Source organism: Paenibacillus sp. NPDC057886, assembly GCF_042796655.1.
Lineage (GTDB): Bacteria > Bacillota > Bacilli > Paenibacillales > Paenibacillaceae > Paenibacillus.
The window spans coordinates 1-14,438 of record NZ_JBHVMZ010000016.1 but is presented as its reverse complement, the minus strand read 5'-3'; the positions used below and the strand labels follow the sequence as shown (position 1 = coordinate 14,438).

Annotated in this window: 16 protein-coding genes; 2 read left to right on the top strand and 14 right to left on the bottom strand. The window is 45.6% G+C overall.

Going from position 1 to position 14,438, the window contains the following annotated elements; genetic code table 11:
* Positions 1-161 precede the first annotated feature (161 nt).
* A complete protein-coding gene (locus tag ACFVQB_RS32750) occupies positions 162-1,442 on the bottom strand; it encodes an HD domain-containing protein (RefSeq protein WP_379449311.1) in 1,281 nt (426 codons plus the stop codon).
* A 318-nt stretch (positions 1,443-1,760) separates the two neighbouring features.
* On the opposite strand from ACFVQB_RS32750, the gene ACFVQB_RS32745 reads away from it, so the two are divergent.
* The gene (locus ACFVQB_RS32745; protein WP_024633700.1) at positions 1,761-2,015 is read left to right on the top strand and encodes an AbrB/MazE/SpoVT family DNA-binding domain-containing protein; all 255 of its coding nucleotides are present in this window, start codon (positions 1,761-1,763) and stop codon (positions 2,013-2,015) included.
* 293 nt (positions 2,016-2,308) lie between these two features.
* Here ACFVQB_RS32745 and rsmI read toward each other — a convergent pair whose 3' ends face one another.
* The 12 genes from rsmI to ACFVQB_RS32685 all read right to left on the bottom strand — a co-directional run bounded on the left by rsmI (position 2,309) and on the right by ACFVQB_RS32685 (position 11,906).
* Entirely contained in the window at positions 2,309-3,190 is an 882-nt protein-coding gene (gene rsmI, locus ACFVQB_RS32740; RefSeq protein WP_379449310.1) for a 16S rRNA (cytidine(1402)-2'-O)-methyltransferase, read from the bottom strand.
* On the bottom strand, positions 3,191-3,970 hold the full coding sequence (locus ACFVQB_RS32735; RefSeq protein ID WP_379449307.1) for a tRNA1(Val) (adenine(37)-N6)-methyltransferase: 780 nt from the start codon (positions 3,968-3,970) through the stop codon (positions 3,191-3,193).
* A gap of 85 nt (positions 3,971-4,055) precedes the next feature.
* A complete protein-coding gene (gene yabA / locus ACFVQB_RS32730; RefSeq protein WP_024633697.1) occupies positions 4,056-4,424 on the bottom strand; it encodes a DNA replication initiation control protein YabA in 369 nt (122 codons plus the stop codon).
* Positions 4,425-4,452: 28 nt separating this feature from the next.
* The gene (locus ACFVQB_RS32725; protein ID WP_024633696.1) at positions 4,453-5,253 is read right to left on the bottom strand and encodes a PSP1 domain-containing protein; all 801 of its coding nucleotides are present in this window, start codon (positions 5,251-5,253) and stop codon (positions 4,453-4,455) included.
* Positions 5,254-5,370: 117 nt separating this feature from the next.
* Complete coding sequence (gene holB / locus ACFVQB_RS32720) at positions 5,371-6,342, bottom strand: DNA polymerase III subunit delta' (RefSeq protein ID WP_379449301.1); 972 nt, start codon at positions 6,340-6,342, stop codon at positions 5,371-5,373.
* A gap of 9 nt (positions 6,343-6,351) precedes the next feature.
* Entirely contained in the window at positions 6,352-6,795 is a 444-nt protein-coding gene (locus ACFVQB_RS32715) for a YaaR family protein (protein WP_379449297.1), read from the bottom strand.
* A 264-nt stretch (positions 6,796-7,059) separates the two neighbouring features.
* Positions 7,060-7,389 carry a cyclic-di-AMP receptor gene (locus ACFVQB_RS32710; RefSeq protein WP_379449294.1) on the bottom strand — a complete coding sequence of 110 codons (330 nt, stop codon included), beginning with the start codon at positions 7,387-7,389 and terminating at the stop codon, positions 7,060-7,062.
* Positions 7,390-7,451: 62 nt separating this feature from the next.
* Positions 7,452-8,099 carry a dTMP kinase gene (gene tmk, locus ACFVQB_RS32705; protein ID WP_379449291.1) on the bottom strand — a complete coding sequence of 216 codons (648 nt, stop codon included), beginning with the start codon at positions 8,097-8,099 and terminating at the stop codon, positions 7,452-7,454.
* 242 nt (positions 8,100-8,341) lie between these two features.
* Positions 8,342-9,022, bottom strand: a complete 681-nt coding sequence (locus ACFVQB_RS32700; protein ID WP_379449288.1) for an LrgB family protein — start codon at positions 9,020-9,022, stop codon at positions 8,342-8,344.
* On the bottom strand, positions 8,992-9,420 hold the full coding sequence (locus tag ACFVQB_RS32695; RefSeq protein WP_379449285.1) for a CidA/LrgA family protein: 429 nt from the start codon (positions 9,418-9,420) through the stop codon (positions 8,992-8,994). The genes ACFVQB_RS32700 and ACFVQB_RS32695 overlap by 31 nt, the downstream gene beginning before the upstream one ends.
* 95 nt (positions 9,421-9,515) lie before the next feature.
* On the bottom strand, positions 9,516-11,375 hold the full coding sequence (locus tag ACFVQB_RS32690; RefSeq protein ID WP_379449283.1) for an aminotransferase class I/II-fold pyridoxal phosphate-dependent enzyme: 1,860 nt from the start codon (positions 11,373-11,375) through the stop codon (positions 9,516-9,518).
* 345 nt (positions 11,376-11,720) lie between these two features.
* Positions 11,721-11,906: a sigma factor G inhibitor Gin gene (locus ACFVQB_RS32685; protein ID WP_024633689.1), complete on the bottom strand. Its 186-nt coding sequence runs from the start codon at positions 11,904-11,906 to the stop codon at positions 11,721-11,723.
* Positions 11,907-12,501: 595 nt separating this feature from the next.
* Between ACFVQB_RS32685 and ACFVQB_RS32680 the strand changes: the two genes are divergently transcribed.
* On the top strand, positions 12,502-13,026 hold the full coding sequence (locus tag ACFVQB_RS32680) for a hypothetical protein (protein WP_379449279.1): 525 nt from the start codon (positions 12,502-12,504) through the stop codon (positions 13,024-13,026).
* A 634-nt stretch (positions 13,027-13,660) separates the two neighbouring features.
* Here ACFVQB_RS32680 and ACFVQB_RS32675 read toward each other — a convergent pair.
* The gene (locus tag ACFVQB_RS32675; RefSeq protein WP_379449277.1) at positions 13,661-14,098 is read right to left on the bottom strand and encodes a hypothetical protein; all 438 of its coding nucleotides are present in this window, start codon (positions 14,096-14,098) and stop codon (positions 13,661-13,663) included.
* Positions 14,099-14,438 lie beyond the last annotated feature (340 nt).

Genomic DNA, 14,438 nt, shown 5'->3' with positions numbered 1-14,438 from the left:
TTGCTTGTTTTTAGGCATCCGGGTTGTATTCTAATTGCTCTGATTACAAAATTATGTCGATCTACATGTACTCTCCATTAAAGCAGATTACTGTATCATGAAAAATAACTCTTTTAGAAAGCTTTTTGCATCATGACTCATGAGCAGCATTGCGCATCATTTTAATGTGAGAAATAGGGGCGTATATGGGACGGTAATTCATGAACAATCGCATCCACCTTATTTTCGGGATAATACAAGTGATGCTTTCCGCGATGAAGACCACTGATTGAACGGACAATGTCGGACACTTCTGACAACTCATGTAACTTGTCTTGCCGATCAAGCAGCAGAATCTGCTTGTCCGTCGATTCATCCGGACGAAACACATCATACGGATTATCCGTTGGAAAATCAATTTCCAGATCATACTCGGGATTAAGACCTGCTACAGTGAAGGCTTCCCGAATCTCTTCAATCATGTTTACGTCGATCTGTTCAATCTCTACATACTTATATAATTTGCGATCTATAAAACGTTCGCATAACTCACTTAGAACAGCATCGTCCTCTTTGCGCCACTGCATAAACGCCGTCTGAATCAAAGCTTCGTCCAGTTGCAAGTATTCATCCACTGATAGATCTCCATCGAATAACTGGGGCAGTGGATCGATCATGAAGCGGAATTGAAAACCTTGCTGTATGAGACTTTTTGCCCGCTTAAATATTTGCCGCAATACAATTTCCGAACTTCGGGTAACCGGATGAAAGTAAATTTGCCAGTACATCTGGTACCTGGACATCAAGTAATCCTCCACGGCGTGCATGCCCGACTCCTTGACCACGATTCGTCCGTGATATGGACGCAGCATACGCAGGATACGGTCAAGGTCGATCGTCCCATAGTTTACACCTGTAAAATAGGCATCCCGAAGCAAGTAATCCATGCGGTCCGCATCGAGCGGACTGGTAACCAAATTAACGACAATAGGCTGCTCATACGTTTTTTGAATAACAGAAGCCACTTTCTCTGGAAAGTCGGGAGCATACCGTCTTAAGATCGCCCCTACTTCGGTATCACCTGTAATGATCCGACAAGTCCAATCCTCATGATTCATATCGAAAGCTTCTTCTATAGAGTGAGAGAATGGCCCATGTCCAAGATCATGGAGCAATGCTGCGCAAAGGGCTACCGTTTTCTCCTCCTTTGGCCAATCTGAATAGTGACTTCTTTCGAATTGGGAAATAATCTTACGCGTAATTTCGTAGACGCCCAAGGAATGTGAGAAGCGACTGTGCTCTGCACCATGGAAAGTAAGAAATGATGTTCCCAATTGACGGATTCGGCGTAAACGTTGAAACTCGGGCGTGTTGATCAACTGCCATATAATCGGATCTTGCACATGGATATAATTATGTACCGGATCTTTAAACACCTTTTCTTCCGTTAAACGCTGTTCCATGTCTATTCACTCCTTTAAATATCGTTTGTATTTGTCGCTTTTCAGTATAATACCACCAAGGATTCGACACGCTTTGACGAATCTTGTCGAATAAGGTGGTTTTGTCGTTTTCCAAATCGACAAAGCTGACATTGATGTTTAAATACGAAAAATGGCTTCCAATCCCTTACCACTCGTAATCTTATCAAAAACAGCCTTTATTTTAAGCTAATTTTAAGGTTGACTGTTTTGGGAATCGTTGGTATGATGAGTATCATAAAACATAAAATAATGTCGAATAATGACAATGATCGTTAGCTGAGAGGAGCACTGATTATAATGATGAAATCAACAGGTATTGTAAGAAAAGTGGATGAACTGGGACGGGTAGTTATTCCAATTGAATTGCGCCGTACGCTCGGTATTGGTGAAAAAGATGCTCTTGAGATCTATGTTGACGGCGAGCGCATCATGTTGAAAAAATACGAACCAGCTTGTATCTTCTGTGGCAATGCAGAGAACGTTACTTATTTCAAAGGTAAAATTGTTTGTAACGAATGTATTTCCGAAATCCCTGCACCTGTGACAAAATAAGAAATATCAGGTATAATGGTCTTATTAAATTGTTATTTCTAACCTTTTTATATTCCTTGATCGCCTTCCCGGTGTGAACCCCACCGTTGGAAGGTATTTTTTTGCTTTATTATTGGTTTTCATTACCCAAAAGATCGAGCTACGAGCCTGTGCAACTCCAAAAGGAAGAGCGGTGACGTTCGTAATTATATTTTTTTTCTCCGCTCTTCTCGTTTTCATATTCCATTAAGGTTGGATCTAAGGTTCCTTTAAGGTTATGTTCCCTATTCCAGCATATATTTGTTGATTCGTTATTAGATTAAAGCGTTATACACATCTCGCTTCGTCAAACCCCGATCTGTTGCCGTTTTCTTCATCGCATCTTTCCGACTAAGTCCTTCATTCTCATAATGGCTCACATGATCCTCCAAAGACAGCAGTTGCCACCAGGCCTCCCGTTCCGCCTTACGCTCCTCTTCCCTGATCCCTTCTACAAGCAGACAATATTCCCCAAGTGGCGGATGTTCCTCTAGCCAGTCTATGCACTCTTGGATACTCCCTCTTGCGAACTCCTCATGACGTTTTGTCAGCTCACGCGCCAGTACGATCGACCGATCACCCAGAATCTCTTCCAGGTAGGCCAAAGTTTTACGAATACGGTGAGGCGACTCGTAAAATAGCAAAGTACCGTTGGACTCATTAAAAGCTTCCATCACTTTTCGCATGTCTTTTTTCTCCCGCGGCAAAAAACCGCCGAATGTGAAACGTTCCGTCGGTAAACCGGATACGATCAGAGCTGATAACGCTGCATTGGCTCCAGGGATGGGAATGACCGTAATTCCAGCTTCAAGCGCAAGTTTTACAAGATCGGAACCAGGGTCCGAAATGGCCGGCAGACCGGCATCACTGACGAGTGCCAAATTTTTTCCTTCTATTATATAGCGTATTAATTCAGGCCCACTGGCTCCCTTATTATGCTCATGGTAACTGAACAACATCGATGGTGTGATTTCAAAATGGGTGAGCAGCTTTCGGGTCTGACGTGTGTCTTCCGCTGCAATGATGTCACAGCTCTGCAATGTCTTGATTGCTCGAAATGTCATATCGTCCAAATTACCGATTGGTGTTCCGACCAAATATAGTTTGCCAGCATCACCTGACTGCTCTGCGTAGCTCTTCTGAATATGCAATGTCATCTATAACCCTCCTTCCGTTGTACGTTGTACATGCTGTGCACCGTAATATATGTCCATGATTTCATCGCAGTATTTCCCCTCTTCATTGTAGACAATCAGTGGTGGAAGCATGCGTACCTCCGGTTTACCATCCTTGAGTGCTTCAATCAACACCATATTGGCTTCCAAATGAGCACGGGGATGTACCATCCGAATCCGCTTCGGTTCAAGTTTGTACTCACGCATCAGAGAGATGATCTCTCCTAAACGCTGCGGGCGATGAACCATGGATACTTTACCGCCATTGCGCACCAGTCGATTGCAGGCCTGAATGACTTCCTCCAGCGTACAACCGATTTCATGGCGTGCCATTGCCTGATGAGTGTTCATCTTGAGATCACTTCCATTCAAGGGCATATACGGAGGATTAACCGTTATAGCATCGTATACAGCATGGCCCGTTTCTTTCACAAGTTCACGCAAATCACCTTCATGAATCGTAATGGATTCCTCCAATGCATTCAGCTGTACGCTGCGACGCGCCATATCCGCCAATCGTGGCTGAATTTCAATGCCCTCCAGACTCGCCTGCGTTCGTGTGGTTAACAGAATGGGAACAACCCCATTGCCTGTACACAAATCAAGCACACGACCACGTTTCGGTACCGAAGCAAATCGGGCCAACAATACAGCATCCATCGAAAAACTAAACACTTCATCACTTTGAATAATCTTCAAATCATGAGAGAGCAAATCGTCGATTCTCTCCGAATCTTGCAATTTTACTGATATTTCTGTCATATGATGCACTCATCCTCCGGTACTCTATATCTCAGACAAGGTTCTTAACCTTGAAAAAAAACCGTAGGGGATCCCTACGGCCACTTCATTTATTCAAAAAAGACAGGCAGAACAGACAATCGCCTTCCGTCCGCAAATGTCCATAATAGACATTGCAGATATGGAATCCTTCGTGATACAACCGAGCCAGATTATCATACCCTTCACCTACAACATCTTCACCAGTAGCCGGACCCGCAGGCCTTGCTACCGGAGCGAGTGCCGATGCGATGGGCAAATCTGCCGGTGCCTCACGCTTCAGCAGTTTGCGTAACTGCTCATTCTCGATGGTAAGCCGCTGATTATCTTCAAGCAGCTCTTTAACAATCATTTTTAACTCTCCTAAATCACTGTGCAACTGACCCAATTGGGTTTCCATTTCATGAATGTGCGTAAACAGATTTTTCTTTTCCAAGTTTCCACCCCGAAGCAACCTTTATGGTTTACTTGATAACGACGTCATCCAGCGGAAGTTCTTTGACTTTACTGATGTCGAACAGTTGAACATGGACTGTGCGATTACCGGCATTGATGCCGACAACTTTTCCTTCACCCAAAGAGGTGACGACCAACTTGCCTACAGCCGGCAATTCTTCTCTCACACTTTCATAGTTATCATGCTCAAATTTCAGACAACACATGAGTCTTCCGCACAACCCGGAAATTTTCGTCGGATTCAGTGACAGGCTCTGATCTTTAGCCATCTTGATTGATACCGGCTCAAAGTCTCCCAGCCAGGAAGAACAACATAATACTCGGCCGCAAGGTCCGATTCCTCCAAGCATCTTTGCTTCATCACGTACACCGATCTGTCTCAGTTCGATCCGTGTCCGGAAAATGCTTGCCAGATCCTTGACCAGCTCCCGGAAATCCACTCTTCCTTCAGCTGTAAAATAAAAAATAATTTTATTGCGATCAAACGTAAATTCCACATCGACCAGCTTCATTTTGAGGCCGTGGTCTTTGATTTTATTTAAACAAGTACCGAATGCTTCTTTTGCTGCACGCTTGTTCTCATCTACGACACGGGCATCTGTCTCGCCCGCCACCCGGATGACCTTTTTGAGCGGCAACACCACATCAGACTCGCCTACTTCTTTCTTGCCAACGACAACCTTACCGTACTCTACCCCCCGCGCTGTCTCCACGATAACGCAGTTTTCTTTTTCAATGGGAAGGTCCAGGGGATCGAAGTAATAAATTTTGCCCGCTTTTTTGAAACGGACACCCACTACACTGTACAAAAAATTAACCCCCTCGTAAGCCAATCCCACTTCGTCTGAAGCCCTGTCTTCTTAGGGAACCCGCCGAAGTTATAACCGTTTGCATATGATTGGAACAAAATCTGTCCTCTCCCAGTCTTATGCCAAACCGATCAAAAATTGCTCCAGACAAAGCTGGCCATTGACATTGAAACGCAATTTTTTTCTGCATGCTGCGGCCATATCCATATAGGAAACCCACTGCTCGGTGCTGCGGGTATGGGCCAACTGAGACAGCATGTCCAACTGATCTATAAAAACGATATGTTCATGCCTACCATACTGGACATACAGCATATCCCTGAACCATAAATGGAACAGGCTAAGCATCGTATCCAGGTGTTCTGAGAGTCCGGTTTTAAAAAGCTTCTGCTGTGCAGAGATTAATGATGTACTTCCTCTACCCAGGGACTCCTTCCCCAATTGTAACATTACGTTTCTAATTTCTGCAAACCAATTCTGCTGGAGAATTTCTCTACATGCTTCCAGTCCAGACGCTAAATGGACGGCAGAGCGAGCCAGATTGGCAGGGTGCCCTTCCGCAATCAGCGATTGCAGCATCTCTTCCGGATTCAGTGCACTGAAAGGAACCAATTGAGAGCGTGATCGAATGGTGGGCAGCATCGCCTGTCCATTATCCGTAATTAAAATGCCTACCGCGGGCACCTGTGGTTCTTCCAGAAATTTCAGCAAGCTGTTGGCCGCTTGGACAGTCATTTTCTCGGCCTGTTCGATAATGTATACTTTGGGATGTCCCGCCTCTGAACGATATGAAAAGATGCGCTGCAGATCCCGAATTTGATCAATTTTAATGTTATTCCCATCCGGTGCAAGCATGGTTAGATCCGGATGATTTCCATGTTCCACCTTGCGACATTCAAGACAATGTCCGCAGGCATCATCCTCAAGCTCTGTACAGAATATCGCTTTCGCAAATGTAATCGCCGTCTGCAATTGTCCACTGCCGGATGGTCCGCTAAATAAATAGGCATGACTTATGGCCTGACGCCTCAAACTGTTCTGTAACATCTGCTTGGCTGCCTGCTGACCCATAATTTGTTGAAAGGACATACTTCCTCCTCAGAAGCTTAAGTTAATAAGCATTCCCCGAATTTCTCCTACTTGCTGTAATAACGTAATCTTGCCTTCCTCTGTTTCCAAAAGCTCGTCAGCCATAGATAACAAGGCAGAGTCAATCTCATCAATCAACTTGTAGCGCTTCCCTCTTCCACGACGATCCCATCCCCGAGTCTCTTTCATAGAAACTCCGCGACGGACTGTTTCCTCCAGAAATCTTTTTACAAGCTGCTTGTATGCTTTCAATTCACGAATGGTCATGGAACGAGACAAACGGTCACCCTGCATCTGGATCTCACTTAATCGGCGGGTAAGTTCAGCCTGTGATGCCCGTTCACCCTGGTGATTCATCATATCAGAGAAATTTTTGGATTGAACCGGTTTGGAGCCGGAATCGGAAGAACTGAGTCCACTCTGAATCGGTCGGAATCCAGGGTTGATTTTCATGGAAACGCCTGCTTTCTATCTTAGTAGGCCAATCGCCCATCAGCACAGTGCGCGCTGCGCCTGTGCGTGGAGGAGACCTTATATATGTGCTTCATCATACTCTATATACAATAGTAGTTAAATATCACCACATGGAGCTATTCGTTGTTAGTCAACCTCTGTCCGAAATAAGGTCTTTCCCCTGATAGAAAAGTTTTTTCCGGACAGAGAACGCGATTCTTGATTACAAGAAGGACGCTCAATTGAATTTATCAAAATGTATCATTAGAAGTGTTCAAAACGATCTACCGGAAGAACAAACACGGTAGCTCCGCCTACTTGAACTTCGACAGGTAGCGGCAGGTAAGAGTCGGTTGTCCCGCTCATCGGAGTGACTGGAGTCACGAGCTGTTCACGAACCTTACAGCTGCTGCGAATGACGTTCATTACGGACTCGACCTGACCATCATCGACACCGATTATAAACGTCGTGTTGCCTGCCTTCAAAAATCCACCGGTACTGGCCAATTTCGTAGCCCGAAAATTTGCTTTGACCAATGCGCTGGATAATCGGTTGCTGTCTTTATCCTGTATAATCGCAACAATCAGTTTCATCCTGCATAACCTCCTTCAGATAATAAGCACCTTGTGAAATGCCCTGTCTATATATTAGACAATTACTCGTCAAAATCCTTCAAAATCCCTGTCTCAAGCGACAAAATCATTGCTGCCAAGACCTCTTCTTGCTTTTGAGAAGCATCGATGACCTTGATCCTGTCCGGAAACTGTTCCTTCAGCAAAAAATAGCCTTCACGTACTTTGCGGTGGAACTCCAGACTTTCGAGATCCAGACGGTTAACTTCACGTCCATCGTGGGCATCAATGCGGGCGAGGCCTGCTTCCGGCTCGATATCCAGATAGAGTGTGACATCAGGCATCAGTTCACCTATTGCAAACCGATTGATGGCCCATACATTGTCCACGCCAAGATCACGAGCATATCCTTGATAGGCCAGGCTGCTGTCGACAAATCGGTCACAGATAACTGTTTTCCCTGCCTTCAATGCAGGCTCCACCTTCTCCACCAAATGCTGGCTGCGTGCAGCTGCATAGAGCAGCGCTTCGGTTCGTGCATCCATTGCCGTATGAAGAGGATTGAGGATGATAGCACGTATTTTCTCCGCAATTTCAATCCCGCCAGGTTCCCGAGTAACTACATATGGTATACCCTGTTCTTCAAAGTAAGAACCTAGCTTACTGATCATCGTTGTTTTGCCGGACCCTTCTCCCCCTTCCAACGTAATGAATTTACCTCTGCCCTGCATATGCTTCCCTGCTTTCTATATCGATAATTGCTCCTAATTGTGCTGTGATAACTACAACCTCGATCCTCTCATACTCCAGACTATGAATGAACCCGCCCAGAGGTGTATGTTCATGACTACTCCATAGATTGGTTCGAGAGTGGTTCGAGTTTGGTACAAGCTTCTTACTATAATACTATACATGATCCCGCGTTAACGGTCAGCTATTCTCCAATATTTCCGATACGGCGGGCCTGTCCTACTCAGCCGTATATCATCCATACCCATAGAGGGAGCATAACAGAGCCGGCAATAGCACTGACAATCATGGATACGGAACTCAGCGCTACCGCATTTTCTCCATACTCAAAGGATCTTGCCATACCCAGTGCATGCGAAGCGGAGCCAAGTCCGATCCCATACGCATTTTTGCTGCTTACTCTGGCCCACTTCAAAATCATGGGTCCCAATAATATCCCCGAAAATCCGGCTATCATCACAAATAACGAAGTGAAGGATGAATTTCCTCCCACCTGATCAGCCAGTTGAATGGCAACGGGTGTCGTAATAGATTTGGGCAATAAAGCGGTAACGATATCTTGCGGATAACCCAGCAGCAGTGATATGGCTGCTCCTGTGGACATGCCAACGATGCTCCCACCCAAGATCGGGATAATATTCCGTTTCAGTACATCAAGGTGTTTCGCCAAAGGGAATGCCAGGGAAACTACAGCCGGCCCCAATAACTCCTGTATCCATTTGCCACCAAGCATATACGTATCGAGCTTAATACCGGAAATGAGCAGAATCAGTACGATTACAGTCGTTGCCGTCAATACGGGCATAAGAATCGGCCACTTCAACCTTCTATATAAATGAGTCGCCGGAATATATATAGCCACGGTCAAGGCAATCATTCCGATTCCGAGGATGAATGCGAGCATGAGATCGCCTCCTTCTTGCCTTGATGCGTCGATCTCCACGCCATGAGCCATTCACTGATTTTCGCAGACAACAGACAGGTAACCAATGTACTAACGATCAACCCCAGAACAAGCAGCATCGTATTGGCTCTAAAAAAATCAAAATGATTGATAATGCCCACCGTGGGAGGGATAAATAATAATTGCAAGTTCGATTGAAGCCAGGATGATCCTTCTTCGCCCCACCTTATTCTGATCCATCCCAGTTGAATGACGATGAATAGAAGCAGCATCCCAACAATACTTCCTGTTAACGGCAGATGCAATACAGCCTGAATCAGGTTTCCTATCCAATAAAAACCGTACATCAGTATGACTTGCAGGACTATTCCCGTATATTTTTTTAGCGGAATATCCAAGGTTTGTTCCCTTCTTTCTTTATGTCCAGACAACAATGATGTCCTAACTTGTTTGAGCATTTTGCATAAATCCAAAGCGTGTCTTCTAAACTCAATTATTCCCTAATGATTCTCAACGATTGCAGCGAAGTATCCGATACGCCATGGAACCTTGCTCCTTCATCTCTCAGCAGCTTAATTCGTGCTGCCACAGACGCGCTTATTCGCTCACCAGCGTACACAAGAGGTATACCGGGGGGATATGGAATGACCATCTCCGCAGAGCGAAGACCAATACAGTTTTCGATGGAAACCTCTGTTGTATCCTCCTCTATAATCGGCTGCAGTGAGAACGGAATAGGCTCCGAAAAAGGAGTTCCTTCTTGAAAATTGTTCCACGTGGAAATATAATTTGCAGCCTCTTTTGTAAAACGCTGTGATAGCTCACCAAGAGATTGACTCTGCTCCTGTTCAAGACTGATTTGCTGTAAAGCCTGCAACAGGTGCTCGGCATCGCGCAGCGTCGAGCCCAAGGTGAAGAGCAGGACGACGTATCGTTCGTCGCTCATTTCGGGCACGCAGCCGCGCGCTTCCAGCTGCTGTTGCAGCCCATAACCGCTCAGCACCCCTGTGCCGTCATAGATGACGGCCTTGAACGGGTCCTGAGCGGTGTACCCCGCGGCTGAAGCCAACGCCGCCGCGGGCACTGCTTCAGGCCGCCCCGGTGCAACGGCGGCCTCGGACTTACCGCCAGCTGCCGGCCTCGCCCCGGCTGGCGGCTCTTGCTGCAGCAGCTGCTCCGGCTGCAGCAACCGAAAGCGCGGCAGCTCCGTGAGGCCACGCTTAAAGGCGTCCACGGCGGCAAGTCCCGCCGTGAAGGCATTCGCGCCCTGCACATGCAGCAGGCGGCGCGCCAGATCAAGCGAAGCCATCACCGGGTACGATGGGCTTGAGCTCTGCACCATGGCCAGACGCTGACGCAGCAGGGACCGGTTTAACCGTGGTCCCTGAACGTGCAGCATGGCTCCCATGGTGAAAGCAGACAGCATCTTGTGGGTCGACTGCACCACACCGTCTGCTCCGCAGGACAGTGCTGAGGCTGGCAGCTCCGGATGCTGCCCATAATGCGCGCCATGCGCTTCATCCACGAGCAGCGGCATGCCTGCCTCATGGCACACCTCAGCAATGGGCTTCAGATCAGCGCCCATACCGTAATAATTGGGCAAAGTCACAAGTACTGCCTTTGCCTCAGGATATGCCTGGACAGCGGCCTGCACCGTCTCAAGCGACGGCATCACCGCAAGTCTACTCGCAGGGTCAACCCATGGCTCCAGGAATACAGCCCTTGCGCCTGCCAGCATCAACCCGTGAATGACAGACTTGTGCACATTACGCTGTACCAGTACAAGACTATCAGGTTCATTACATACGGTCAGCAGCAAAGACAAATTACCAGCCGTACTACCTCCGACAAGGAAGAAGCTCTCCTCTGCTCCAAAACAATCCGCTGCCAGCTGCTGCGCCTCCAATATAACCCCTTCTGGATGATGCAAGTCGTCCGTACCCGAAATTTCCGTTACATCCAGCCGCATCATCTCCAGAAACGCACTCACCGGTACAACATCTGCTGCAGATCCGTCAGTGCCATTCCCATCATGAACCGTCAGCCCGCGAATTTCATTACTATGCCCTCGTCCCTCAGCTTGTCTGAAGCTCTCTTCGCCATCAGGTACTGACCGTCCCAAACTTCGTTTTACCTCTGCCTCTGCCTCTGCCTCTGCCTCTGCCTCTGCCTCACCCTCATTCCGGTGATTGTTACCGACTTTTACATCTGACTGCTTCTGGTCCGCTTGCTCCAGTAAACTTCGATAGACTTGTCCATTCTTGTGCCCAGGTACATGAAAAGAACGCTGCCCTGAATCACGATACGCAAGCAACGCCTCATATAAAGGTGCGGTATTTGATTTATACTCCATTGAATAATCATCCTGTACATTCATAATTTTAATAAGGTCCGTACTTTACCAACGCTCTTGTTATAACAACAGAGACCTTTCCACTCATGTTTCTCTCCTACGATCTGCTGCATTCAAAACGTGTAAGTGAAGCACTTCTCCTTTCATTATATCAGGAATTGTCCAGCCCCCGTGCAAATCAGCAGTTTCCACCGATGCATCATAATATATCCAGTCACCATATGGGTGCTCATCGTGCCACATTCCCCTTCTTATTTCCTGACTGAAACAGAAAAAGGCCTCTAGGGCCTCTATGCACATCAATACAAATCAATGTGATGTTTCATTAATATGATTTAACGCTCTTTATGCGTTCTTTTGCACCCAAATCTGCTTCATTTGATGTATAAAATAATTGTACTTGGCATCCTGTGCATCCGTATGAACCATTTCTGCTTCGCAAGCGTCACATATAAATTCAGATACAATAAAAATGCCTTCTCTTTTTGTCTGTTCGCAGATAATGCATGTGTGTTCGGCGTGTCCTTCCATCAACCATCCCACCTTGTTTTACGTATTACTATCAGTATTGCACAGTTTCTATTATTTTAAACCTTTTCATAGTGCTTTCTTTCTATAAAATATATATATTCGCCTGCCCCTCTATGGGTGTCTGTACCGAAAACAAACATAAGAAAAATGCCATTCGTTCTATACTTCAGCGAGACAGCCTGCATTTGTTAGCTATTCTCCTTACCTTATAACGTATCTAAAACCTCGCAGACCTGAAATTTATTCTATTATATGAAAAGCATGAATGGACAGCCATTACAAGAAACATCCCCGCACGTCATTGTATTTCTTATGTGATTATCTCCTCCTCCTACAGCTATGAAAAACTTATATTCTATAATCTTAAAAAAACTTGGATTTTCAGCCGATATATAATACATCACCATTCAGAGCCTGACAGCCAGGTCGTTCAAAGGTATACTTGTATATGATTAATCTACTTCCATATCTTGTACATCAATCTGGAGTCCATACAAGGTTCATATATGCAACTTTGTATCATCCATTTGCTTATGAATGAAAACGAATACCTTTTACAAATGAACGTGATCCCAGAAGGAGGATTTGTAATCGTATGATCGCCGAACCGGAGAATAAAGCAACCTTTTATCAATACCGGCTTCTGAAAAAAAAGGCCATTGCCCGCAGCGTAATCTTCAGCTATCTGTCTTTGCCCGTAATTATGCTTTTGTTTAATCTATTGGCATTCTCCTGGACCGGCCTCTTCTACTTTATCCTGGCAGGCCCGATCACACTTTGGATTCATTATGTCATCGCCAGAACCATATTACTGCTGGTCCGTACCTCCTATGCACGTCGTTGGCGATGGAATCTCAAAATGCCTTGGTTTGGTTATATTCCAGACCAACATTTCAGCTACCGTATGTTCGTCCGGGTCCATCTCAATATGAGCTGGATTGGGCTATGTATTATTACCGTCTGTTTAATCTGGTCACCCTTGCCCTTCACCCTATCGTTGATTTTCTGGCATCTGTGGCTGCTTGTGCCGCGTCTATATGTTGTTTTGGTTCTTTCACGCGAACGTAAGGACGGGCTTATCAAATTAAATGAACAAGATGTCTCCTACTACCTGCAATAATTGTTCTATCCTTCATCTATAACATTGCCTAACGCAAAGTATAGTTGAACCCAGTAATACATAATCACTAAAGCTCATCCATACCTTCTAGCCAAACTGACGCAAACACTCCTTTGGCATTCTTCCATAATTACTGCGTCATGCTTCCAAACCTTAAAGGTTATCCACAGTGGATAACCTTTATTTATTTCCCCTCCCTTTCTCCCTTATCCACAGCATGGGTATAGTTAAAATGGTTATCCCCAACGCAGTACATCCATTTCCGTTCAGCCACGTCCTAGCTTGTTGAATACCGTTTCTGATATTGAGTATGTATTAGGCTCATAATCGAACTCCTTTCGGTGTCTTCTCCCCTCTTGTATGTTTAGATGCTCTATAGACGAATGAAACCAGCCTCTACAGCACCATACTATCCTTGCCTCATGTCTCCTGTGTGAGTGATATAAGCCTGCCTCTCTATAGCTCCTGATCAAGCCACCACCAAAAGAGATCGCCAAACGCTCCATTACTCATCTACTATGGATCATGACAACAAAATAAACACAAAAAAGCCCCCAATCACTGTCGGGAGCTTTACTATCATACGGACCATTACACCGTTAATTGTCATATCAGTAACCAAAGCACAACTCATTCAGTCATCATCATCAAGTGATTTTACTGTCGTCTGGGCAGCTTCACTTTTCGGAACCATTACCGTGAAGAACCCATCATGTACAGCTAGATGTACAGTATGCCCTTCTTTAGCAAATACACGTAGGGAACTTGAATCATTGGATGTACTCTTGGCTTGCTTTTCTGTCCAGCCCCAGCTTTTAATCTCGTCTAGATACACCTCAGGTATACTCGTACTCTCACTAATACCAGATAGCGTATATCGAACATAATCCATATCCGAATTGTTTTCAGACTGGTCAGATTTATTCGCCACTTTAGGAACCGGGAAACCCTTCTCGTTTACCGCTCCTTCATAAGAAGTCCATGCAGATCCTGCTTCACCGCATCCTACAAGCACGCCTAACAGGCCGAGCAAGAGAAACGAATGAAGAACTAGTCTTCGCCAACTTATCACACACACCCTCCTTTTCACAGCTGCACATTCCAGCTCTGTGGTCAGGTACTTTTAGCATATTTAACATAGTCCTATTATACTGATTTCGAATGCGTTTTCCGTAACAAAAATGTTACCTTCATTTCAAGGCTTTTTTAAGGTATTCATTTGCCCTCTTTTGAAAGCCAATTCACCTTCTATTTATATCAGCTTCCAAAGCCAGAATTCAATCCATCTTCAACTAGCTATTCCTGCATTTTTGCTTATAAACAAATAAAAACCACCACCGAATAACATCGGCAGTGGTTCTTTGCTTGGCGGCGTCCTACTCTCCCAGGACCCTGCGGTCCAAGTACCATCG